This window comes from Saccharothrix coeruleofusca (genome assembly GCF_014648515.1).
GTDB classification, from domain to species: Bacteria; Actinomycetota; Actinomycetes; order Mycobacteriales; family Pseudonocardiaceae; genus Actinosynnema; species Actinosynnema coeruleofuscum.
In genome coordinates this window covers 251,059-273,632 of record NZ_BMRG01000001.1, presented here as the reverse complement: position 1 = coordinate 273,632, position 22,574 = coordinate 251,059, and the positions used below count along the sequence as shown (strand labels likewise).

Genomic DNA, 22,574 nt, shown 5'->3' with positions numbered 1-22,574 from the left:
GTTGGCTGCGGCGCGGGAGATGAACTCCTCTACCGGGCCGTCACCGCCGAGATGGCCGTTGAACTCGATTTGGAGGCGCTGCCAGGCCAGTTGAGCGGGAGGGGTGAAGCCGAGTGCGCCCAACTGCGCGGCATGGCCCAGACGAGCGGCCAACGACGCGGCGAGCTCGCTCATCAGCCCCGGTTCGGGAGTGGGCGGGTAGTACTTGGACTGAGCCACCGCGATGGGGAGGAACCGGTTGTAAGTGCCTCCCGCCAGGTCTGCGGCGGAGACCTTGCTGCGGAACTCCTTGGGCGTGATGTGCGCGATGATGCCCAGGTGGGAGCGGGCCGCCATGCGGGCGTCAACGTTGAGGGTGGAGAGGTTGCCGCCTTCCCATGCCTGACGCAGCAGCGCGCCCAGGGTGTTGCCCTCACGCTTCATCCGGGCCATGACCGATGACCATTCGGTTTCCAGGGCCAGCAGCCGACAGTCTCCCTCGGGCAGCAGCCTGGGCCGGGTCTTGCTCGCACCGTCCCCGGTACCGGAGTCGAGGGCGAACGCGGCGGCCAGGCCCTCACCGGAGGACAGCCCAGAGTGCTTGTTGCTCGCCACGAAGTCGGGGTCTGCTTCGGTCAGCAGCGCGAGCATGGCGTTGGTTGCGGTGCCCTTGCGGCCGATGCCGGTCGCGCCGATGATCATGGGCCACACCAGCAGTGGATGCCGCTCCCCGAAGCCGAGTTCCAAGTGCGGGCCGGGACCAAGGTGAACCCCGGCCGCGCCAACTAGGGAGGCCAGCACACCGATCGGGTCGCCCTCGGTGTGGGGGTCGATCCGTTCGGCGAGTTGGCCCAGGTAGCAGCCGAACACCGCCGGATCGGCAGGCGGCAGCCAGGCCCGTGCTCGGGCGACCTGGGCAGCCCCCTGCTGTTGCAGCTGCGCGGCTTCCTGGCTGTAGCCGGAGGGGGTGGCCGAGGGTGACGAATGCCCCGCGGGCACCCCAGCGGCTACAGCCGTGTCGGGAGGCTGCACGGAACCGGCGGTCACCAACGGCGGCAGCAGCCCATCCGACTGGTGTGCAGGCTGAAAGGATGGCCCGTAGGGCTCCGTTCGGGTACGTGCGGTGGAGGTGACCGGCCGCAGGTGACGGGTGTTCCCGGTTGCCGTTACGGCACCGGCCGGGCCTGCCTCTCCCGGTGGCGGTGGTGTGGCGTTGGCGTGGGTCACGGCCTGTCTCCTGCCGGGTGCTAGTGGTCGGTGCCGAGTGACGTTTCCCCGTCGACGGGGTTTCGTCCCGCCTGCCGCTTGTGGGAGGCGGGGGCGGACACGGCGCGGGTGAACACCGCCAGCACCTCCGGCGCGAACTCTTCGACGGCGGCGTAGTAGTCGGGCAGCACGTGCCCGGTCCGGCGGGCGCAGGCGACTAGGGCCACGAGTTCGGGCACCCGCACGCGGGGGTCTTCGCAGCTGCGCAGAACGAACTCCGCCAGGCGTTCCGGTCCAAGCTGTTGCCAGGCGGCCGGGTCCATGCCGGTCAGGTAGATCAGGGTCGTGATGGTGTCCAGGTCGATCGGGCGCGGCGCGTGCCCGGTACCAGGGCTGACGTGGACCACGGGGGTGTCACAGTGTGCCCACCGATGACCGGTCGGGCGTGCGGTGTGCTTCACAGCAGGTCTCCAAGACGAGAAGTCGGGAACGGGCGCAAACGCACTGGGAACAGCGGGAACGGGCCGGGAAGTGCGGTAACGGGCCTGGTTTGTGCCTGGGTTTGCGGGCCGGGTGGCCAGCCGCAACGGTGTGGCGACTGGCCACCCGGCAAAGGGGCGGGTTGGGGTGAGGGAGCCCGGTCCGGCCGGGTTCAACGCCGCACCTGACCCCGCGTCCGGCAGGTACCGGGGCGGGTCTTGGCGGGAGGTGCGGCGGGCCGGGAGCGGCCGGGCCGGGCTTGCTTGTTCGTTCCGATCTGCCCTGAACGATCGGGGTAGTCGGGTGGTGGCGGGGTGAGCCGGTCCGGTGGTTGGTTCTGGGCCGTGCCCACCGGCTCCGGTATGCGATGAGCCACCGACCGGGCGAACTGTTTGGCCTGTACGACCGGGGCCGCACCCCGTGCGACACCCTCGCGTCAGCGGACCGGACTAGCGGGCGTCGAGTACGACGCGCGCAGCGGCGCGGCAGTCGGTGAAGCGGTCCAAGTCATCCGGCGCGGCGTGCACCCGGTTGACCACTTCGGCGGTCAAGCCGTCCAAGCCGATCGCGGCGCACGTCTCCACCCACTCCAGACCGGAGCGGGCCAGATCACCGGGCCGGTAGTCGGAGAAGTACAACGCCACCGCGACCTGACGCAGCGACGCCCCCGCAAGCGCGGCCTCGACCACCCCCGCCGGACGTCCGGCGCTGTGCTGTGGGTAGTCGGTACGGCCACGCTGCTCGGGCACCGATACAGCGGCCGGGAAGACCTCCGCCACTCGACGGCGGCAGTAGGCCAACCACTCGGCCGTTACGTCGTCCAACGGCGCGGTGTCGATCTCGAAGCACAGCGCGGTCAGTTCGCCCATGCCGACGTTGACCACCGATTCCACAACCAGTTGACGCACATACTCGTCATCGTCCAGTTCGGCGCTGTCCGAGCTGTTCCAGTAGAACAGCGCCGCTACCAACTCCTCGCGGCTCAGCGGCAGCGACAGCGACAGGGTGGCCAGCGTCGCGGGCTGCTCAGCAAGCCCGTCGCGAGTGCTGGGCGTGAACTCCGGCACCGCCACACCATCGATCGACGCGACAGCGGTCACGGTGGCGATGGGAACGGCGGGCGCGGTCATGACGGGCTCTCCCTCTGCGAGCTGGGCGGAAATGTGCGTGGTCACGGTCGGGGCGCTCATCGGGTCACCGCCGTCAGGTCGGCGCGCACCTGACCGGCCGGGTGGCTGCGGCAGGCGAACACCTGGGAACCGCTGTTCGAGCACCCCACCGGGTAGTGCGCCACCTGCGTCCGCATGAAGTCCGTCCCGCACACCACGCACGCGCGGCCGTCCGCCTGAGCTTCGTTCAACGGCCCGTGCTCCCACCGCCATTCGGTCACGTCCCTACCCTGACCAGCACCGTCCAGCGCGGCCGGGTCGCCGCTGCCGGTGACGAACTCCCGGTAGGCGGCCTGGGCGCACGCCTCCCGGTAGACCTCCACTGAGCTGGCTGGAATGCGGATCGACCCGCCGACCTTCAGCGCGTCCAGCTCACCGGCCCTGATGGCCCGGTAGATCGTGGCCGGATGCACGTCGAACATCTCTGCCACTGCTTTAACCCGGAACATCCGGGTACCCTCGGTCTGCATCGTCTGGTCTCCCAACCGCGATGTGATCTGCCGCCCCGGCCGGTGCGCCAACACCGCCGGGGCTTTTGCTGTCTGCCGCTACCGGTGCAACCGGTGCGACAGGTGGAACAGTAGCAGCGTGCTAGTACACCTGCAAGTGGTGTTCTAGTGCACCCCAAAAGATCACCGCTGACCTGCGGAAATAGTGACTGATACAGTGTGCGTGCTAGGACGCGCTCAGTCCGTAGAGGAGCCAGCAGTGCCCACCATCGAACGTGCGGAGCCTCCGTACTTGCAGGTCGCCGGACACATCCGGGAGCAGATCAAGGCTGGCGCGCTCAAGGACGGCGACCTCGTGCCCTCAGCGCGGGAGATCGCCCGAACCTGGGGGGTGGCGCTGGCTACGGCTACGAAGGCGTTGGCCACCCTGCGATCCGAGGGGCTGACTCGCGCCGTGAGCGGCGTGGGGACGGTTGTGCAGACGAAGGGGGCGCTTCACCACTCCGCCCGCGATCGAAGCATCGCGATCCACCGCACTGGCAAGATCTACCCGCCTGGCCACTACGCCAGGATTCGCACGGCCGCTCTCAGTCCCGCGCCCGACCTCGTGGCCGATGCGCTGGGCATTCAGGAGGGGGCACCGGCCATCCGGCGGCAACGAACGACCTACACCGCAGACGACACCCCAGTTTCTACCTCGGTCTCGTGGTTCGACGGTGCGCTAGCCGCAAGCTGTCCTTTGCTGTTGTCCACTGAACGGATCGTTCAAGGCACCGCCCGGTACGTGGAGGAGCAGACCGGGCGGCTAGCTGTGATGACGTATGTGCAACATGCCGCCGGTTTTGCCACCGAGGATGAAGCCGCCGAGTTGCGTGTACCGGTCGGATCGGCTGTGCTTGTCAGTCGTAACAGGTTTGTGGACAGTGAGGGCTCAGTCCTTGAATATGGGGAATCAACTGCGCTGCCTGACCACTGGGTGTTTTACGAGTACGCCAACGAGGAAGTGAAATGAAGCATATCCACAGTGGTAAGGTGCGCGACCTCTACGAAATCGACGGCGATATATTGCTAGTCGCAACCGACAGGGTGTCCGTCTATGACGTTTCCCTGCCGACTCCGGTTCCGGACAAAGGCGCACTCCTCACGCAATTGTCGGCGTGGTGGTTCGATAAGTTGCGCGACGTGGTTCCTAATCACGTCATCTCCACCGATGACGTTCCCGAGGAGTTTCGAGGCAGGGCCGTTCGCTGTAAGCCTTTGAAGATGATCCAGGTGGAGTGCATCGCGCGCGGCTACCTGGCGGGACTCGGGCTGCGTGAGTACCAGGCGACCGGTGCTGTATCGGGTGTTCCGCTGCCTCCTGGCCTGTTGGAGGGCAGTCGGCTGCCGGAACCCATCTTCACGCCGACCACGAAGGTGTCCGACACGGGGCACGATGAGTTCATCACCTTTGACGATGTGGTGAATGACATCGGACTTGAAACTGCCGAACGGCTTCGTGAGCTGACGATTGAAATTTACACCAAGGGTGCGGAGCACGCCGCACAGCGCGGCATCATCATAGCTGACACTAAGTTGGAATTCGGGTTTGCCGAAGACGGCACCCTGACTCTCGGAGATGAGGTGCTGACCTCGGATTCCTCGCGTTTCTGGCCTGCTGACGAGTGGGAGCCGGGGCGGGCGCAACATGCTTTTGACAAGCAGTTCGTGCGGGATTGGTCGCTGACTACCGGGTGGGACAAGACCCCGCCCGGCCCGGAGATGCCCGAGGAGATCGTGAGGGCGACGCGCGCACGCTACATCGAGGTGTACGAACGCATTACCGGAAACCAGTGGACCAGTGAGGAGCCCGCGTAATGTCGGAGACTATCCAGACGTATGACCCGCGTCGTCTCGTTGAAGAGGTGGCCGCGCTTCTCGTTGAGCGCGGTCTGCGGCCAGATCGTGACGGCGGCAGCGCGGTGGAGCGGGTGACAGCTGCGAGCATGTTGCTGCGCAACCTCGGGATCATGCCGACCGTGGCCCCCGAAGCTTGGCTCGACTTGGACGGTCAGCAGGGCTACAACCGGCTTGTGCATGGCGACTGACGCTGTCACGTCCCCCGCATGAGCAGCAGGTTCGAGGCGAGTTAGGTTCCTAACTCGCTGGCCCTACGTGGTCTAGCAGCTGCTGACCAGGCCGAAGTTAGGTGGGTTACCCGAGTTAGGTCGCCTGGCGGGGCCGCTAGCGCGGGCCGTACGAGGGTCGTTCGAGGTGGTGCCGGTGGCCTAACTCGTTGCGGTCCTGCGTGACGGTTCCCCAGCGGCCCGCCTGGCGTCACGTCCCCCGGCTCACTCCCCGCGCGGCCACTACAGCCCGCAGAACCGCGCTGAACGGGCGCTGAGATGGCCGTAGGGCGTCGATCGGCCATGTCCGGTAATGGTTCAGTGGGGCGGTCAGAGAGGGAAGCACGGGCAGGGGAGTGGACAGCGCCCGTGAGGGCGGTTCCGGTAGTTCCCTGCCGACTGTGATGATCTTCCCTGTCTGGGATCGTCCGAGGTGAAGCCAGGGAGGCAAGCAGGGGAGCGGGATAGGGATTCTTCCCTGCCCGGTGGTCGCCTCCCTGATCGCCTCCCTGCCGACTTCCCTGCCAATGGTTCAAGGCTTGGACCTCCGCCACGGCGCGGCGGAAGGTCTCATAGTGGGTCTCAGTACGGCACCGTTCGACCCGTCTAACGATGTTGCAGCCTTAGCTCTGACCAGGAAAAACGTACGTCTACGTACCCTGCTGAACGATCATCCCGAGAACTTGTAAGCGAAAGGTTGCGGGTTCAAGTCCCGCCACCGGCTCCACGACCGGGCGGTGGGACCGCCTCCTCGGCGGTCCCCCCGCCCGCGTGCCAAGGTGGGCGCATGGTCCACCTCCCCGACGCCGCCCGCTACGACCGGATGACCTACCGCCGCTGCGGCCGCAGCGGCCTGCGCCTGCCCGCGATCTCGCTGGGCCTGTGGCACAACTTCGGCGACGACCGGCCGCTGGAGACCGGCCGGGCCGTCCTGCGGCGGGCCTTCGACCTGGGCATCACCCACTTCGACCTGGCCAACAACTACGGCCCGCCCTACGGCTCGGCCGAGGCCAACTTCGGCAGGCTGCTGGCGAGCGACTTCAAGCCCTACCGCGACGAGCTGGTCATCTCGACCAAGGCGGGCTACGACATGTGGCCCGGCCCGTACGGCGACTGGGGCTCGCGCAAGTACCTGCTGGCCTCGCTGGACCAGTCGCTGGGCCGGATGGGCCTGGACTACGTCGACATCTTCTACTCGCACCGGTTCGACCCCGAGACACCGCTGGAGGAGACCGTCGGCGCGCTGGTGAGCGCGGTGCGCCAGGGCAAGGCGCTCTACGTCGGCATCTCGTCCTACTCGGCGGCCAAGACGCGGGAGGCGGCGGAGCTGCTGCGCGCCGAGGGCGTGCCGCTGCTGATCCACCAGCCCTCCTACTCGATGCTCAACCGCTGGGTCGAGGACGGGCTGCTGGACGTGCTGGCCGAGACCGGCACCGGCTGCATCGCGTTCTCGCCGCTGGCCCAGGGCCTGCTGACGGACAAGTACCTCAACGGGGTGCCCGAGGGCTCGCGCGCCGCGCAGGGCAAGTCGCTGTCGCCGGACATGCTCTCCGAGCGGACGCTGACCCACGTCCGGGCGCTGGACGACATCGCCCGGCGGCGCGGCCAGTCCCTGGCCCAGCTCGCGCTGAGCTGGGTGCTGCGCGACGAGCGCGTCACGTCGGCGCTGATCGGGGCCAGCTCGGTGCGGCAGCTGGAGGACAACGTGGCCGCGCTGGACGCGCCGCCGCTGACCGACGACGAGCTGGCCGCGATCGACGAGCACGCCGTCGAGTCCGGCATCAACATCTGGGCCCGCTCATCCGAGGTCGGCTAGGGCGGCCGCGCGCAGCGCCAGGAGCAGGGGCAGCGAGCCGTCCTCGCGCAGCCGCCGGGGCAGCAGGGCGAGCAGGTCCGCGCCCGCCCGCAGGCCCCGGCCCAGCGCGGCCAGGTCCACGGGCACGAGCAGGACCGGCGAGCTGTAGAGCCGCTCCGCGCCCTTGGCGCGCCGCCCGCGCACCTCGGCGCTGCTCGCGGTCAGCCGGGTCAGGCCGAAGAACTCCGGCCGCGCTCCGCGCTCCAGCCAGCGCGCGTAGCCGACCACGCGGGTCGAGGCGACCTCGTCGGCCCGCAGGCCGGTCTCCTCGCACAGCTCGCGCTCCATGCCCGCGCGCACCGAGTCGACCAGCGTGCCCGCCAGGTCGCGCGGCTCCAGCGACCCGCTGCCCGAGGGGGCGACGAGCAGCTGGCTGGCCGCGTTGCGGTGGGACTGCACCACCAGCACCAGGTGGTCGTCGGTGGTCAGCGCGACGGTGGAGATGCCAACCGGGTCGGCCAGCTCGCTCTCGGCCAGCGACCGCAGCCGCCCGCCCGCGTCGACCAGGAGCCTGCGCCGGGCGTCGAACTCCTCGCCCGTGCCGCGGTCGGCGATGCGCAGCCCGCACAGCTCGTTGGAGCACTCGCCGTCGAAGAACCGGGCGCGGTGCAGCCGCAGCGGGTTCGCGCCGGGCAGCGGGTCGTCGCGCAGGCCCACCACCGCGCCGTTGAACAGCAGTCTGCCCCTGGCGCGCAACGGCAGGACGTGCGGCGCGGTGGCCCGCAGCCGGGGTGGCAGCCGGTAGCGCTCCTCGGCCAGCTCCACCGGGAAGTCGTGCCCCCGCAGGCCCTCGTCCACGACGTCGCTGACCAGCGCCGTGCCCCGGCCGGGCACGGCCAGGTACCGCCCTTCGGGGAAGCCCGCGGGCGGCGGCACCTCCTGGTGCGGGAACGGCGCGGCGATCACCGAGAAGTCGTAGGCCGACCAGCGGGCCCGCAGCAGCCGCACGTCCCGCGTGAAGGTCAGCACGCCCAGCACCAGCGCGACGACCGACAGGGCGACGCCGATCGAGCTGGGCAGCACGGTCATGGCGCCCAGCAGCACGCCCACCCCGGCGACCAGCACCGGCCACTCGCGCGAGCCCAGGAACACCAGGTAGTCCAGCCGAGAACGCGCCCAGCGCCGCACACCGCCCACGGGCCACCACGGTAGCGATCATGGGCGGGGAAGGGGAGGAATCGGCTACTCCGCCCGGCCGGACAGCAGTTGGCGCTGCTCGGCGGGAGCGGTCGCCGGGGTGTTCGCCGGGGTGTTCGCCGAGGGGGTCGCGGGCGGGTCGGCGCGGGGCAGGTGGACCGTGAAGGTGGTCGAGCCGGGGTAGCTGGTCAGCGCGACGGTGCCGCCGTGGGCGACCACCAGGGAGTGCGCCACGGCCAGGCCGAGGCCGCTGCCGCCGCGGTCGCGGGTGCGCGAGTCGTCGACCCGGTAGAAGCGGTCGAAGATGCGCGGCTGGTCGGCGGCCGGGATGCCCGGACCGGAGTCGCTGACCCGCACGACCGCCTCACCCGGCGCGGTCGACACCGACAGCGACACGGCCGTGCCCGGCGGCGTGTGCACCGCGGCGTTGGTGAGCAGGTTGTCCACCACCTGCCGCAGCCGCACCGCGTCGAACGGGAGCAGCACCGGGTCCGGTCCCGCGGTCACGGTCAGCGGGTGCGTCGGCCTGGCCGCGCGGAACGCGTCCGCCGCCTGGTGCGCCAGCTCGACCAGGTCGCCGGGGGACAGCCGCAGGGCGGGCTCCTTGTCGGCCGAGTCCAGCCGGGCCAGCAGCAGCAGCTCGTCCAGCAGCACGCTCATCCGCGCCGCCTCCGAGCGCAGCTTCTCCAGGTGCGCCTCGCGCTCGGCGGGCGCGTTGGCCGCCGCGTAGCGGAACAGGTCGGCGTAGCCGCGGATCGAGGTCAGCGGCGTGCGCAGCTCGTGCGAGGCGTCCGCGATGAACCGGCGCAGCCGCTGCTCGGCGGCCGTGCGCGCGGCCAGCGAGGAGTCGATGTGCTCCAGCATCTTGTTGAACGCGATCCGCAGCTCGTCCACCTCGACGCCGCCGGGCGAGCCCTGGGCGCGCACCGGCAGCCGGGCCGAGTCGGTCAGGTCGTGCGAGGTGATGTCGTGGGCGGTGCGGGCCATCTCGCTCAGCGGCTGCAGCCCGCGCCGCAGCAGCGCCCGGCCGACCACCACCAGCGCGACCAGCGCCAGCGCGAACGTGGACACCGCCACCAGCACCAGCTGCCGCGTGGTGTTGGCCAGGTCGTTCATCGGCGCGGCGCTGACCAGCACCACGCCCTCCGCCGACGGGCAGCCGCGCACCCGGTAGACGTCGCTGCCCAGGTGCACGGTCTTGAACAGCGGCTTGCCCGCGCCGCCGACCTCCCGCGCCATCTGGGCCATCTGCACGGCGCCCTGCGGCGGCAGGTCCTCGGTGTCGCGCGGGGTGGCCACGCCGTCCTTGACGTCGTAGACCGCGGAGAACCAGCCGTAGGTGATCCCGCGCAGGTCGCCGAACTTCTCGACGTCCTTCTCCTGGGCGATCTGCGTGCTGCGCATCTGCTCGTCCAGCTTGCGCGCCAGGTAGTCCTGCATGCTGGTGACCATCACCGTGCCGACCACGGCGAACACCGCCAGCGCGAGCGCCCCCAACCCCAGCGCCAGCCGGGTGACCAGCCGCATCCGGCGGCGTCGGGGCAGGCCGATCACGCGGGCGCCAGGCGCAGCACGTAGCCCACCCCGCGCACGGTGTGGATCAGCGGCTCGGCGCCGTCCACGTCGAGCTTGCGGCGCAGGTGCGAGATCACCAGCTCGACCACGTTGGACCGGCCGCCGAAGTCGTACTCCCACACGTGGTCCAGGATCTGCGCCTTGGTCAGCACCGTGGGGGAGCGGCGCATCAGGTAGCGCAGCAGCTCGTACTCGGTGGGGGTGAGGGAGACCAGCCTGTCGCCGCGACGCACCTCGCGAGTGTCCTCGTCCAGCACCAGATCCGCCACCTTGAGCACGGACCGCTTCCAGGCGGGCCCGGTGGTGCGCCGCAGCACCGCCCGCAGCCGGGCCATCAGCTCCTCCACCGAGAACGGCTTGACCAGGTAGTCGTCGCCACCCCTGGTCAGCCCGGCCACCCGGTCGGCGGTGCCGTCGCGGGCGGTGAGGAACACCACCGGCACCATCGCGCCGCCGCCGCGCAGCCGGTCCAGCACGGTGAACCCGTCCAGGTCGGGCAGCATCAGGTCGAGCACCACGATGTCGGGGTGGAAGTCGCCCGCGGCGCGCAGCGCGGCCTCCCCGCTGCCCGCCGTGACCGCCTGCCAGCCCTCGTACCGGGCGACCGTGGCCACCAGATCGGCGATGTGGGGCTCGTCGTCGACGACGAGCAGTCGAACCGCAGTGGCCTTGTCCACCTCACCATGGTGGAGCAACGCGGCCCGCGGGTCGAAGAGATCAACGGCACCGCGGGGCTTAGACAGCAACTCGACAGGTCGGGCGTGATCGAACACGCCCGCTCTGCTACGGTTCGGCGCACGGGATCTCCCGCTCCACGCAGGTCGCGCCGGGTGTTGCGCTCGGGGCGTCACCCGCCGCGCGCCGGTGGAGAGCCGGCCTCGGTCGCACGCATTCGGGAACGTGCGCGCCGAGGCCGGCTTCACTCGTAGCGCGCGTAGTCGAAGTCCAGCCCGACCACCGACCGGCCCAGGTCCGCGCCGAGCTCGGCGAGCACGTCCACCAGCTCCAGCCCGGCCAGCCAGTCCCTGGGCAGCGCGGCCGTGCCGTGCATCGCGCCCAGGATGTTGCCGGTCAGCGCGGCGGTGGCGTCGCTGCCGCCGGAGTGGTTGACCGCCGCCCGCAGCGCGTCGACGAACTCGCTGCCCTTGGCGTGCACGAGCACCGTGTGCACGGCGATGGCCAGCGCCTCAGGGCCGGTCCAGCCGCTGCCCAGCCGGTCCACCCGCACCGAGTCGAAGCCCATCGCCCGGTGCTCCTCGGCGAACAGCACCGCCCGGTTGAGCGCGTTGGCGGTGTAGGGGTCGTCGCGCAGCACCCGCCCGATGACCTGGTCCACCGCCTCGCGCAGCGGCCGCCCGCGCACCGCGAGCAGGTGGATCAGCAGCGCGAACGCCCCGCCGGACACCCAGCCGCCGGTGCCGCCGTGGGTCAGCGCGGCGAACCGGCAACCCAGGTCGTAGGCGATGTCGGCGGTGGGGGCGAAGCCCGCGGGGGCGGTGCGGGTGACCCCGTTGCAGCCCGAGGACTCGTTGTGCGGGGCCTCCGGCGTCGGCGGCTCGTCGGCGGCCAGCGCGCGCAGGCAGGTCAGCCCCGGCGACCTGCTGGCGTAGAGCCGCTCGTTGCCCAGCAGGCCGGTCGCGCCCTCCTCGGGCCCGGCGATCTGCTGGGTCACCAGCCACCGCCGGTAGCTGTGCCAGACCTCCTCGACGGGCTCCCACTCGCCGGTGTTGCGCCCCCGCACCCAGGCGCGCAGGTAGCCGTCGGCGGTGAACAGGGTGAGCTGGGTGTCGTCGGTGACCAGCGCGGGCCGGGGCGGCTCCAGCACGCCCTCGGGGCCGTGGTCGCGCTGGATGTCCGCCCAGCCCAGGTACTGCACGGGCGCGCCCAGCGCGTCACCCAGCGCACCGCCCAGCAGACATGCCGCGCCACGGTCGACCACACTCATCGGCTCGCGCGCCAACGGCCCTCCTGCACTGCGACGTCCGGGGCCAAAACCCTAGCCCCCGCGGCGGTGGACCGGTGAGGGGAGCGGGTGAAGTTGAACAAGCAAGGACTACCGGTTGGTATCTGCGCGACCACCGTCGGCATCTTGACCTGTGACCGGTTCACGGACGACGGCGGGGGGAGGGGCATGGCTGACGACCGGATCCGCAGCGGGCTGGAGTTCGGCGTGCTCGGACCGTTGCAGGTGCTCGCGGACGGGCGGCCGGTGCGGATCGGTCGCAAGGGGATGCGGGGGCTGCTGGCGATGCTGGTGCTGGAGGCCAACCGGGTGGTGCCGATCGACGGGATCGTGGACTCGCTGTGGGGCGACGACCCGCCCGCCACCGCGCGCACCATCGTCCACGGCTACGTCTCCCGGCTGCGCCGGATGCTGGAGGAGGCCGACCCGACCGGCTCGGCGCGGATACTGACCACCCCGCCCGGCTACCAGCTCGCGGTGGACCCGTGGCGGCTGGACTACCACCGGGCCCGGCAGCTGGTGTCCTCCGCGCGCGGCAAGCCCGCGGCGGCGCGGGCCGCGCTGCTGCGGGAGGCGCTGGGGCTGTGGCGGGGGCCGGTGCTGGGGGACGTGCCGGGCGAGCTCGCCACCACCGACCTGGCGGAGCTGCGGCTGGCCGCGCTGGAGGAGCGCGTCGAGGCGGAGCTGGCGCTGGGCCGCCACCTGGAGCTGGTGGGGGAGCTGCGCAGGCTGGTGGCCGAGCACCCGTTCCGGGAACGGCTGGTGGCGCACAGCATGAGGGCGCTGTACCGGTCGGGCCTGCGGGCCGACGCGCTGGAGGCCTACCAGCGGTTCCACCGCCGGGTGGTGGACGAGCTGGGCATCGACCCCGGCCCGGAGCTGCGGGCGCTGCACGAGCAGGTGCTGCGCGACGACCCCGCGCTGAGCCCGGCCGGCCGCGCCGAGCCCGTCGAGGTGCCGCCGAGGGCGGGCGTGGTGGTGCCCGCCCAGCTGCCCGCCGCGGCCAGCGGCTTCGTCGGCCGCGACGAGGAGCTGGCCTGGCTGGACCGGCTGTGCGACGTGCGCGACCGGGGCGCCACGACCACCGTCGTGGTCACCGGGGCGCCGGGCGTGGGCAAGAGCGAGCTGGCCATCACCTGGGGGCACCGCCGGTCCGGGCAGTTCCCCGACGGGCTGCTGTTCGCCTCGCTGGGCGGGTTCGCGGGCGACGAGCACGCGCGGGCCGAGCCCGCCGAGGTGCTGGCCCGGTTCCTGCTGGCGCTGGGCGTGCCCGCCGACGGCGTGCCGCGCGACCTGGACACCCGCGTCGGCCTGTACCGCTCGGTGCTGGCCAGGCGGCGGGTGCTGGTGGTGCTCGACGACGCGTGGGCCCCCGAGCACGTCCGGCTGCTGACGCCGCCCGGCGCGGGGTCGATGGTGCTGGTCACCAGCAGGCGGCGGCTGGAGTCGCTGGTGGTCCGCAACGGCGCGCGGATGCTGACGCTGAGCACGCTGTCGGAGGAGGAAGCGGTCCGGCTGGTCGACGAGGTGGTGGGCAAACCGCTGTCGGAGCAGGAACCGGCGGCCGTGCGGGAACTGGTGGCGCACTGCGACCGGCTGCCGCTGGCCCTGCGCGTGGCCGCGGCCAAGCTGGTGCTCAGTCCGGAGTGGACGGTCGAGGCGCTGGTGGCCCAGCTCGCCGACGAGGGCGCCCGGCTGCGGGTGCTCGACCTGGCCGACGCGGGCATGGGCGTGGGGCGCGCGCTGGCCGTGTCCTACCGCAACCTGCCCCCCGAGCTGGCCGCCGCGTTCCGCGCCGCCGGGGCGCTGCCGGGGCGGTGGGTGAGCCCGCGCGCCGTCGCCGCGGTGTGCCGCACCGACCTGGGCACCGCCGCGGCCAGGCTGGCCGACCTGGCCGACGCGCACCTGCTGGTCGAGCAGTGGCGCGGCGGGTACGTGCTGCACGACCTGGTCCGCCTCTACGCCGAGGAGGTCATCGCCGAGGAGGCGCCGGACAGCTGCGCCACGGCGGTGGGCAGGCTGGTCGAGCAGTACCTGGCCGCCACCACCGGGCAAGCGCTGTCCTGGTTCGACGAGGAGTGGCCCAACGTCGTCGCCCTGGTGCGCGCCGCCGCCGAGCACGGCCTGCACCGGCAGGTCCGGCAGCTGCTCCGGTTGGCCCGCGCCTACTGCCAGACCCGTTCGCTGGACGGGGACTGGGCCGCGCTGGTCGAGTCGACCTCGGGGTTTTAGCCACCGTTTAGTTCCGGTGGGGCATGTCGTGGCAGTTTGTAATCGGACGCTGATCACCGCATCGCGGCGGCGTCCGGGGTGGCACCGGGGAGAAGCCAGGGGGGATGCCACCCGAACCCGGTTGGCCGGCATTCGGGGGAGAGTGCCGGCCAACCGGCTCCGCTCGGCCCGTCCCGCTCGGCCCGTCCCGCTCAGCCCTCCCCGACGACGGGCAGCAGCTCCGGGCGCTTGGGAGCGATGCCGTCCCCCATGGACTCCCCGCGCAGCTGCCTGGCGATCCACGGCACCACGTGCTCGCGGGCCCACTTCAAGTCGTGCCTGCGCTGGGTCATCCAGTCCGCCTCCACCGCGAGCGGCGGCCACGGGGCGTTCCAGTCCTCCGCGACCTCCAGGCCCAGCACCTCCGCCACGCGCAGCGCCACCCGGCGGTGGCCCTCCGAGGACAGGTGCAGCCGGTCCTCGCTCCACGCCCGCCGGTCGTGCAGCACCTGCATCGACCACAGGTCCACCACGCGGCAGTGGTAGCGCTGCGCCACCGACCACAGGTGGCTGTTGTAGACCGCGACCCGGCTGCGCAGCGACCGCAGCAGCGGGGTGTTCCTGGTGTCGAAACCGGTGAAGATCACCACCTCGCACCCGGCCGCGCGCAGCTCGGCCACGGCGATCTCGTACACCTCGGCCAGCGCGTCCGGGTCGGAGCCGGGCACCAGCAGGTCGTTGCCGCCGCCGCAGAAGGTGACCAGCTGCGGCTTGAGCGCCACCGCCAGCGGCACCTGCTCGTCCACGATCTCCTGCAGCAGCTTGCCCCGGATGGCCAGGTTCGCGTACCGGAAACCCCGTTGCCGGGACGAGATCATCGCGGCCAGCCGGTCGGCCCAGCCGACGTAGGTCCCGTCCGGCGCGGGGTCGTCCATGCCCTCGGTGAAGCTGTCGCCCAAGGCGACGTAGCTGTCCAGTGCCAGCACAGCCCCTCCCCTCCCGCGCGGCGCACACCCCCTGTGACGCGCTGGACAGCATGCTCCCGCAGCGTCGACCTACGCCAGCGTCGGTTGACGACACCGTTGCTCGAAAGTCACCCGATGGTGGGAGCTCTGAGCGTCGATGGGCGTTTCGCCCCGTCGGCGGGCCTAGCCTTGCCAGCCGTGCCGCGCCCGCCGCTCCCCGTCATCTCCTGCGTCGCGATCACCGTGCTGGCCGGGTTCGCCATCGGCTTCGCGCTCACCGCGCCCGGCCCGCGCCCACCGGGGAAAACGCGGGTCGAGCCAGGTCCGGGACCAGCACAGTCCTTTGTGGACGGACCACCGCTGGACTTCCACGGCCGCCCGACGACCATCGCGACCACCCGCGCGCCGCGCCCCGCGACGTCGCCGCCGAAGACCTCCGAGGTGGTGACGACCACCACCACGATAACTGCGACGAACATCACGGTTAGCTCGTCGCCGAGCCGTGCGGCGCTGCTGCCGTCCGTGCGCATCGGGACACCCAGCGTGGCCCTGACCTCGGTCTACCCGCCCGTGCCGGTGGGGCGGCCACCCGCCGCCGAGTCCCCCGCGAGCCGGTCCCGGTAGGCCGCGCGCAGCCTCTCCTCGGCCCCCTGCGCCGCGCCGAGCGCGTCCAGCCCGAGCAGCGCCGCGCCGACCACCGGCGGCACGTCGACCACCCGCACCTCGGCTCGGGGGGCCAGCTCCGCCAGCCGCCGCCGCACCGCGCCCACCACCGCCCCACCGGTGCCGGTGAGCACACCGCCGCCGAGCACCACGGTCACCGGCTCGGCCAGCAGCGCCAGCCGCCGCAGCGACACCGACGCCAGCAGCACGACCTCCTCGACCAGCCGGTCCACCACCGCCCGCGCCACCGCGTCGCCCGCCGCGGCCACCTCGAACAGCAAGGGGCACAACGGGTGCGGGTCGAACTCCAGCTCGCCCAGGTGCACCCGCTCGACCACCTCGGCCAGCGCGCCGACGCCGAAGTGGGCGCGCAGCGCGGGCAGCAGCGCGGTCGGCTCGCCGCGGCCGTCCTCGGCGCGCACCGCCAGCCACAGCGCCTCACCGCCGATGTGCCCGCCGCCGCCCCAGTCGCCGGAGATCCGGCCCAGCGCGGGGAACCGGTGCGTGTGCCCGTCCCGCGCCACGGCCACGCAGTTGATCCCCGCCCCGCACACCACCGCCACGCCCACCCCGTCGGGGGTGCCCGCGCGCAGCAGCGCGAAGGTGTCGTTGCCGACCGCCGTGGTGGCCGACCAGCCGCGCGCCCCGATCGCGGTGCGCAGGTCCTCCTCCTCGCGCGGCAGGTCCGCGCCCGCCAGGTAGGCGGCGGTGTGCGCGGCGACCCGCTCGCCCGGCGGCAGCCCGGCCCGCCGCGCCGCCTCGGCGACCAGCTCCCCGAACACCTCCAGGCCGCGGGCCAGGCCGACGTTCTGCGGTGAGGCGCCCGGCCCGCGCACGTCCGCGAGCACCCGCCCCGAGGTGTCGACCAGCGCCACTGCCGTCTTGCTGTTGCCGCCGTCGATGGCGAGCACCCGTGCGGCCGTCACCCGCGCGCCCAGGGCAGCAGGTGCCGGTTGCGCGCGACCAGCTCGTCGGCCAGCCGCTCGGCGGTGGCGCGTTGCCCCACCAGCGGGTGCGCCAGCAGCGCGTCGAAGACCCGGTCGCGTCCGCCGCGCACGGCCGCCTCCAGCGCCAGGAACTCGTAGGCGGTGACGTGCGAGACCAGCCCGGAGATCGACGGGCCCACCGGCCGCGCGGGCAGCGGCGTCGCCCCCGAGGCGTCGACCGCCGCGGGCACCTCGACGACCGCGTCGTCGGGCAGGAACGGCAGCGTGCCGCCGTTGCGGACGTTGACCACGTGCCGCTCCGCGCCCGCGCCGCCGGTCAGCGCGTGCACCAGCTGCACCGCCGCCTCCGAGTAGTACGCGCCGCCGCGCCGGGACAGCTGCTCGGGCTTGGTGACCACGGCCTCGTCCCGGTAGACGGCCAGCAGCTCCCGCTCCACCTCCGCGACGACCTCCGCGCGCGGCCGCCCGGTCCGCTGCGCGGCCACCACCTCGTCGTGCTCGTAGAAGTACTTCAGGTAGTACGACGGCACCGCGCCCAGCCGTCGCATCAGGTCCGCGGGCAGGCCGATGTGCTCGGCCAGCGCGTCGCCGTGGCCGTCGAGCAGCTCCGGCAGCCGGTCCACCCCGTCGACCAGGACGCCGCGCTCCCAGGACAGGTGGTTCAGGCCGATGTGCTCCAGCTCCACCGCCTCCGGCGCGACACCCAGCAGCGCGGAGGCCCAGCGCTGGAAGGTGATCGCGACGTTGCACAGCCCCACCGCGCGGTGCCCGGCCTCCAGCAGCGCCCGCGTCACGATGCCGACCGGGTTGGTGAAGTTGACGATCCAGGTGTCCGCGCCCGCCACCGCGCGCACCCGCTCGGCGATGTCGAGCACCACCGGCACGGTCCGCAGCGCCTTGGCCAGCCCGCCCGCGCCGGTGGTCTCCTGCCCCACGCAGTCGCACAGCAGCGGGAACGTCTCGTCGGACAACCGCGCCCGCTGCCCGCCCACGCGCAGCTGCAGCAGCACCGCGGACGCGCCCTCGGCGCCCTCGGCCAGGTCCGCGGTGGTGCGCACCCGCGCGGGGTGCCCGGCGTGCGCGAGCAGGCGGCGGCAGAACGCGCCCACCACCGCCAGCCGCCGCTGGTCCGGGTCCACCAGCACGATCTCGTCGACCGCCAGGCTGGTGCGCCTGTTCGCGATGCCGTCGACCAACTCGGGGGTGTACGTCGACCCCCCACCGACCACGGTGAGCTTCAACCCTTGACTCCTGTGAACGTGATCCCCCTGACGAACGAGCGCTGCGCGAGGACGAACAGCACCACCGCCGGGAGCATGGTGAGCAACGTGACCGCCATGGCGAGGTTCCACTGCACGTGGTGCATCCCCTTGAACGAGGACAGCGCCAGCGACAGCGTCCACTCGTCCGGCCGCTCGCTGGTGTACAGCAGCGGCCCGAAGTAGTCGTTCCAGGTGTAGAGGAAGCAGAACAGCGCGGTCGCCGCGATGCCCGGCCGCGCCATCGGCACCACCACCCGCAGCATCGCCTGGAACTCCGTGCACCCGTCCACCCGCGCAGCGTCCACATAGGACTGCGGGATGGTGAGCATGAACTGGCGCAGCAGGAAGACGCTGAACGCGTCGAACAGGAAGTACGGCACGACCAGCGGCCACAGCGTGCCGGTCAGGCCCAGGCCCGACCAGGCGTCGTACAGCGGCACGGCGACCACCTGCGGTGGCAGCATCATCGCCCCGACCACGAGCAGGAACACCGCGTCGCGCCCGCGCCAGCGCAGCTTGGCCAGCGCGTAGGCGGCCGGGATGGACGACAGCAGCATCCCGGCGGTCGCCAGCAGCGCGTACAGCATGCTGTTGCCCAGGTAGGTCAGCAGCGGCGCCCGCTCGAAGACCTCGACGAAGTTGCCCCAGCGCCACTCGCGCGGCCACAGGTCGGCGGTGAACGCCTGCTCGTCCGGCATCACCGCGGTGAGCAGCACGAACACGATCGGCAGCGTGAACATCAGGCCCAGCGCGATGCCGATGCTGTGCACCGCGACCCAGTCCAGCGCGCCGCGCCAGTCCCTCGGCGCGCGTCCCGACGCGGCGGTCACGCCCCCTCCTCCTGGTGGGTGGCCCGGCGCATCCGCTGCACCAGCAGCGCGGTGGCCAGGAACGACACCGCGAACAGCACGGTCGCCATGGCCGCCGCGTAACCCATGTCGAAGTAGCGGAAGCCCTGCGCGTACAGCCACACCGGGAACGTCAGCGTCGAGTTCTCCGGGAAGCCGAGGTCCTTCGTGCTGCCGGTGACGTCGGCCGAGCCGCTGGCCGCCGACCCGGCCACCACCGCCTGCGTGAACAGCTGCAGCGCCAGGATGATGGAGTTGACCACGCCGAACAGCAGCACCGGCGAGATCGACGGCAGGGTGATGTGCCACCACCGCCGCAGCGGCCCCGCCCCGTCCAGCTCCGCCGCCTCGTACTGCTCCCGCGGCACGTCCAGGATCGCCGCCAGGACGATGATCATCAGGTCGCCGGAGACCCACAGCACCACCGCGGCGATGCCCGGCTTGGCCCACGCCGGGTCGGCGAACCACAGCGGGCCCTGGACGCCCAACCAGCCCAGGAAGGTGTCCACCGGGCCCTCGTTCGGGCGCAGGACCAGGAAGAACACCAGGGTCGCGGCCACCGGCGGGGCCAGCGAGGGCAGATAGCACAAGGTGCGCACCAGGCCCACGCCCGACTTCAGCCGGGCGATCACCGACGCCACGCCCAGCGCGAACACCACGCGCGTGGCGGTGAGCACCACGACGAACCACAGGGTGTTGCCCACCGCCCGCGCGAACAGCTCGTCGCCCAGCATGTACTCGTAGTTCGCCAGGCCGATCCACTCCGGCGGGTTGATCAGGTCGTACCTGGTGAACGAGAACACCACCGTGGCCACCAGCGGGTAGCCGAAGAACGCGGCGAAGCCCAGGACCGCCGGGGCCAGCAGGGCCAGGACGGTCAGGCGGCGGCGGGCGGTCACCGCTACTTGCCGCTCTTGGCGATCTGCTCGTCGACGCGCCGGTCGACCTCCCGCAGGCCCGCCAGCACGTCGGGCACCTGGCCCGCCTGCCACGCGGTGGCGAAGTCGCCGACGGCCTTGATGTGCGCGTCGCCGATCGGGGTGACCGGGTTGCCCCGCAGCTTGCCGCTGGTGGCCAGGTCGACGAAGGTCCGGAAGTTCTCGTCCACCTCCAGTCCCGGATCGGCCAGCGCGGCCTTGGTGCTGGGGATGTTCTTGATCCCGTTGGCCAGCTCGACGACGGTGTCGGTGTCCAGCGCCAGGTGCTTGATCAGCTCCCACGCCGCGCCGGGGTTCCCGGCGCCCTTGGGGATGCCCATGATCGTGCCGGTGGTGAAGCCGGTGCCGTACAGGTCGGGCCTGTCGTCGGGGACGGGGAACGGCGCGGTGCCGAACTCGACCTCCGGGGCCTGGTCGGCCAGGAACGCCGTGCGGTACTCGCCGTCCACCATCATGGCGATCTTCTGCCGGTGGAAGGCGTGGTCGGCGGAGTACTCCTGGCCGAGCCCGGCGCGGAAGCGCTCCAGCGCGTCGTGGCCGTAGAAGTCCACCAGCCGCTTCTGGAACTCCAGCATCGCCGCCCACTCCGGGGTGGCCAGGCCGGACCTGCCGTCCGCGGTCTCCCACTCCGCGCCGAAGTGCGGCGCCCAGATCTGCGGCCGGTTGGCGTAGAACGGCATGGAGGGCAGGAAGCCCACCACCTCCAGCGAGCCGTCGGCCGCCCGCCTGGTGGTGCGCTTGGCGAAGTCCAGCAGCTCGGAGGTCGTCCTCGGCGGCGCGGTGATGCCCGCCGCTGCCAGCAGCTCCTTGTTGTAGTACAGCCCGTACACGTCGCTGAGCATGGGCATCGCGCAGCGGTTGCCCTTGTACTCGGTGTAGGAGCGCACCGCGTCCGGGATCTGGCCCAGGTCGACGCCGTCGCGGTCGAGGTAGGGCTTGAGCGGCTGGAAAGCGCCGCTGGAGCAGAACTGGCCGATGTTGTCGGTGGTGAACGACAGCGCCACGTCCGGCGGGTTGCCGCCGCGGATGCCCGCGGTGATCTTGTCGTCGTCCTGGCTGCCCTGGTGCTCGATCACGGCGTTGGGGAACTTCTCCTTGAAGCTCTCCAGCGCCTTGGTGACCTCGTCCTGCTCGCGCCCGGAGTAGTTGCTCCACACCGTCAGGGAGAACTCGGCGTCACGGGCGGGCGCGGCGGCGGGCCCGGACCCCTGGCCGCTCCCGCCCGAACCGGCCGCGCACGCGGCTAACGACGCGGCCAACGCCACCGCCGACGACACCGCGGCGGCGCGGGGGAGTGAACGCATGTGCTCTCCTCGTCTCAGCGGGGACTCTCAGCGGGGACCGAACGGCTCGGTCGTGGCGGCGGGCAGGCCGAACACCTCTTCCCGGACCACCGACAGCGCGGAGTGCAGCGCGCCGGAGCGCACCGGCTTGCCGGTGACCATGGCGAGGCGGACGGCGGTGCGGGGCACCACCAGGGTGCGCAGCTCGGCGGAGACCAGGTCCACCAGCGCGGTCCCGCCCGCCTGCGCGATGTCGCCGGAGAGCAGCACCAGCTCTGGGTCCAGCACGGCGACCACGTTGGCCACCCCGGTGGCGATCCGGCGGGCCAGGTCCACCAGGAACTCCCGGCCGGGCGTGCCCGCGCCCAGCGCCTTGCGCACCGCGGCCTCGCCGGAGCGGGCGGACAGGCCGTGCGCCCGCGCCAGCTTGACCACCGCGGCGTTGTCCAGCAGGTCGCCGTAGCGCCCGCCGCGGCGGCCGGTGCCGGTCTCGGCGTTGGCCGGGTCGGGCACCCGCATGGCGTCGATCTCACCCGCGCCGCCGGTCGCGCCGCGCAGCAGCACGCCGTTGACCACCACCGCCGCGCCCACCGCGTCGGCGGGCCAGACCAGGACGAAGTTCCGCACGCCGACGGCCCGCCCGGCGACCATCTCCTCCAGCGCGACCAGGTTGACGTCGTTCTCCACGGTGACGCCGGTGCCCAGCGCCTCCCGCAGCGCGCCGGGCACGTCGAAGCCCTCCCAGCCGGGCATGTGCGGCGCGTAGTCGAGCCCGCCGTCGGCCGGGTCGACCGCGCCGGGGCTGCCGACCACGACGTGCCGCAGCGCGTCCGGGGTGAGCCCGGCCTGGCTCGCGGCCTTGGCCACCGCGGCGCGGAACGCCTCCACCACGCCGGTGCGCGGCATGGGGGCGCGGTGCTCGGTGAGCAGCGCGCCGGAGATGTCGGCGATGGCGACGTCCACCGCGTCCGGCGTGAGGTCGACCGCGGCCACGTGCGCCAGCGCGCCGTTGACCGCCCACAGCTGGGCGCGCGGACCCCGGCCGCCGCCGCGCAGGCCGGTGCGCAGCACCGTGCCCTCGGTCTCCAGGCGGGTCAGCAGCTGGGCGGTGGCCGGTTTGGACAGGCCGATGAGACCTTCCAGCTCGGAGCGGGTGAGCGGGCCGTTGCGCAGCAGTGCTTCGATCGCCGCGCGGTCGTTGATCTCCCGCAGCAGTCGGGGGCTGCCCGCGCGCATGACCACTCCTGTCTGTTAACTTTCCAGACTATTTCTCGCCACGCTAGTGAGACCGGTCACGGCGGTCAATGGGCGAAACGGGTCCATTGGTCAGGTTAGGACGCCCTAAGGCACCCTGGAGGCATGACCGATACGCGGCAGGAGTCGCTGGCCCAACTCCTCGGCGGCAGGGGAGGGGCGCTGGACGCCTCCCTGCCGCCGGTGGCGTTCGCCGCGGGGTGGCTGCTGGGCGGGCGCTCCGTGGTGGTGGGCGCGGTCGCCGCCGTCGTCGTCGGGCTCGCGGTGGGCGGCGTGCGGCTGTTC

General features: G+C 72.1%; 21 protein-coding genes and 1 pseudogene. 6 read left to right on the top strand and 16 right to left on the bottom strand.

The window, feature by feature from the left end:
• The 4 genes from IEZ00_RS36100 to IEZ00_RS36095 form a co-directional block, all read right to left on the bottom strand.
• Positions 1-1,206, bottom strand: a 1,206-nt coding sequence (locus IEZ00_RS36100; protein WP_229794890.1) for a hypothetical protein, incomplete at its 3' end; no start/stop codon positions are given.
• Between the two features lie 20 nt (positions 1,207-1,226).
• Positions 1,227-1,592, bottom strand: a complete 366-nt coding sequence (locus IEZ00_RS01445) for a hypothetical protein (RefSeq protein ID WP_189221188.1) — start codon at positions 1,590-1,592, stop codon at positions 1,227-1,229.
• A 522-nt stretch (positions 1,593-2,114) separates the two neighbouring features.
• Positions 2,115-2,855, bottom strand: a complete 741-nt coding sequence (locus IEZ00_RS01440; RefSeq protein WP_189221187.1) for a hypothetical protein — start codon at positions 2,853-2,855, stop codon at positions 2,115-2,117.
• Positions 2,852-3,283 (bottom strand): helix-turn-helix domain-containing protein, encoded by a 432-nt coding sequence (locus tag IEZ00_RS36095; RefSeq protein WP_268248651.1) that lies wholly within the window; start codon positions 3,281-3,283, stop codon positions 2,852-2,854. Before IEZ00_RS36095 ends, IEZ00_RS01440 begins: the two co-directional genes overlap by 4 nt.
• A gap of 259 nt (positions 3,284-3,542) precedes the next feature.
• Here IEZ00_RS36095 and IEZ00_RS01430 point away from each other — a divergent pair, with 259 nt between their 5' ends.
• The 4 genes from IEZ00_RS01430 (at position 3,543) to mgrA (ending at position 7,204) form a co-directional block, all read left to right on the top strand.
• The gene (locus IEZ00_RS01430) at positions 3,543-4,295 is read left to right on the top strand and encodes a GntR family transcriptional regulator (protein ID WP_189221186.1); all 753 of its coding nucleotides are present in this window, start codon (positions 3,543-3,545) and stop codon (positions 4,293-4,295) included.
• A complete protein-coding gene (locus IEZ00_RS01425; RefSeq protein ID WP_189221185.1) occupies positions 4,292-5,140 on the top strand; it encodes a phosphoribosylaminoimidazolesuccinocarboxamide synthase in 849 nt (282 codons plus the stop codon). The genes IEZ00_RS01430 and IEZ00_RS01425 overlap by 4 nt, the downstream gene beginning before the upstream one ends.
• On the top strand, positions 5,140-5,370 hold the full coding sequence (locus tag IEZ00_RS01420; protein ID WP_189221184.1) for a hypothetical protein: 231 nt from the start codon (positions 5,140-5,142) through the stop codon (positions 5,368-5,370). Before IEZ00_RS01425 ends, IEZ00_RS01420 begins: the two co-directional genes overlap by 1 nt.
• An 805-nt stretch (positions 5,371-6,175) precedes the next feature.
• Entirely contained in the window at positions 6,176-7,204 is a 1,029-nt protein-coding gene (gene mgrA / locus IEZ00_RS01415) for an L-glyceraldehyde 3-phosphate reductase (RefSeq protein ID WP_189221183.1), read from the top strand.
• Here mgrA and IEZ00_RS01410 read toward each other — a convergent pair.
• From IEZ00_RS01410 to IEZ00_RS01395, 4 genes are all read right to left on the bottom strand, one after another.
• On the bottom strand, positions 7,187-8,380 hold the full coding sequence (locus tag IEZ00_RS01410) for a hypothetical protein (protein WP_189221182.1): 1,194 nt from the start codon (positions 8,378-8,380) through the stop codon (positions 7,187-7,189). The genes mgrA and IEZ00_RS01410 overlap by 18 nt on opposite strands.
• Before the next feature lie 45 nt (positions 8,381-8,425).
• Positions 8,426-9,907: a sensor histidine kinase gene (locus IEZ00_RS01405; RefSeq protein ID WP_189221721.1), complete on the bottom strand. Its 1,482-nt coding sequence runs from the start codon at positions 9,905-9,907 to the stop codon at positions 8,426-8,428.
• A gap of 23 nt (positions 9,908-9,930) precedes the next feature.
• The gene (locus IEZ00_RS01400; protein WP_189221181.1) at positions 9,931-10,632 is read right to left on the bottom strand and encodes a response regulator transcription factor; all 702 of its coding nucleotides are present in this window, start codon (positions 10,630-10,632) and stop codon (positions 9,931-9,933) included.
• Positions 10,633-10,874: 242 nt separating this feature from the next.
• Positions 10,875-11,900: an ADP-ribosylglycohydrolase family protein gene (locus IEZ00_RS01395; protein ID WP_229794886.1), complete on the bottom strand. Its 1,026-nt coding sequence runs from the start codon at positions 11,898-11,900 to the stop codon at positions 10,875-10,877.
• 186 nt (positions 11,901-12,086) lie between these two features.
• Between IEZ00_RS01395 and IEZ00_RS01390 the strand changes: the two genes are divergently transcribed.
• The gene (locus IEZ00_RS01390; RefSeq protein ID WP_229794884.1) at positions 12,087-14,150 is read left to right on the top strand and encodes an AfsR/SARP family transcriptional regulator; all 2,064 of its coding nucleotides are present in this window, start codon (positions 12,087-12,089) and stop codon (positions 14,148-14,150) included.
• 191 nt (positions 14,151-14,341) lie between these two features.
• On the opposite strand, the gene IEZ00_RS01385 is transcribed toward IEZ00_RS01390, so the two are convergent.
• The 8 genes from IEZ00_RS01385 to IEZ00_RS01350 form a co-directional block, all read right to left on the bottom strand.
• The gene (locus tag IEZ00_RS01385) at positions 14,342-15,115 is read right to left on the bottom strand and encodes an SGNH/GDSL hydrolase family protein (protein WP_189221179.1); all 774 of its coding nucleotides are present in this window, start codon (positions 15,113-15,115) and stop codon (positions 14,342-14,344) included.
• Between the two features lie 107 nt (positions 15,116-15,222).
• Positions 15,223-15,624, bottom strand: coding sequence for a hypothetical protein (locus tag IEZ00_RS01380; protein ID WP_189221178.1), 402 nt, complete (start codon positions 15,622-15,624; stop codon positions 15,223-15,225).
• 30 nt (positions 15,625-15,654) lie between these two features.
• The gene (locus tag IEZ00_RS01375) at positions 15,655-16,695 is read right to left on the bottom strand and encodes an N-acetylglucosamine kinase (RefSeq protein ID WP_373293066.1); all 1,041 of its coding nucleotides are present in this window, start codon (positions 16,693-16,695) and stop codon (positions 15,655-15,657) included.
• Positions 16,680-17,945, bottom strand: coding sequence for a 6-phospho-beta-glucosidase (locus IEZ00_RS01370; protein ID WP_189221177.1), 1,266 nt, complete (start codon positions 17,943-17,945; stop codon positions 16,680-16,682). The genes IEZ00_RS01375 and IEZ00_RS01370 overlap by 16 nt, the downstream gene beginning before the upstream one ends.
• Positions 17,942-18,796 (bottom strand): carbohydrate ABC transporter permease, encoded by an 855-nt coding sequence (locus IEZ00_RS01365; protein WP_229794880.1) that lies wholly within the window; start codon positions 18,794-18,796, stop codon positions 17,942-17,944. The genes IEZ00_RS01370 and IEZ00_RS01365 overlap by 4 nt, the downstream gene beginning before the upstream one ends.
• On the bottom strand, positions 18,793-19,713 hold the full coding sequence (locus IEZ00_RS01360) for a carbohydrate ABC transporter permease (protein ID WP_189221176.1): 921 nt from the start codon (positions 19,711-19,713) through the stop codon (positions 18,793-18,795). The genes IEZ00_RS01365 and IEZ00_RS01360 overlap by 4 nt, the downstream gene beginning before the upstream one ends.
• A 2-nt stretch (positions 19,714-19,715) precedes the next feature.
• The gene (locus tag IEZ00_RS01355) at positions 19,716-21,056 is read right to left on the bottom strand and encodes an ABC transporter substrate-binding protein (protein WP_189221175.1); all 1,341 of its coding nucleotides are present in this window, start codon (positions 21,054-21,056) and stop codon (positions 19,716-19,718) included.
• A 27-nt stretch (positions 21,057-21,083) separates the two neighbouring features.
• Positions 21,084-22,271, bottom strand: a complete 1,188-nt coding sequence (locus tag IEZ00_RS01350) for an ROK family transcriptional regulator (RefSeq protein WP_189221174.1) — start codon at positions 22,269-22,271, stop codon at positions 21,084-21,086.
• A 123-nt stretch (positions 22,272-22,394) separates the two neighbouring features.
• On the opposite strand from IEZ00_RS01350, the pseudogene IEZ00_RS36090 reads away from it, so the two are divergent.
• Positions 22,395-22,574, top strand: a pseudogene (locus IEZ00_RS36090) (DUF3159 domain-containing protein); the annotation flags it as partial.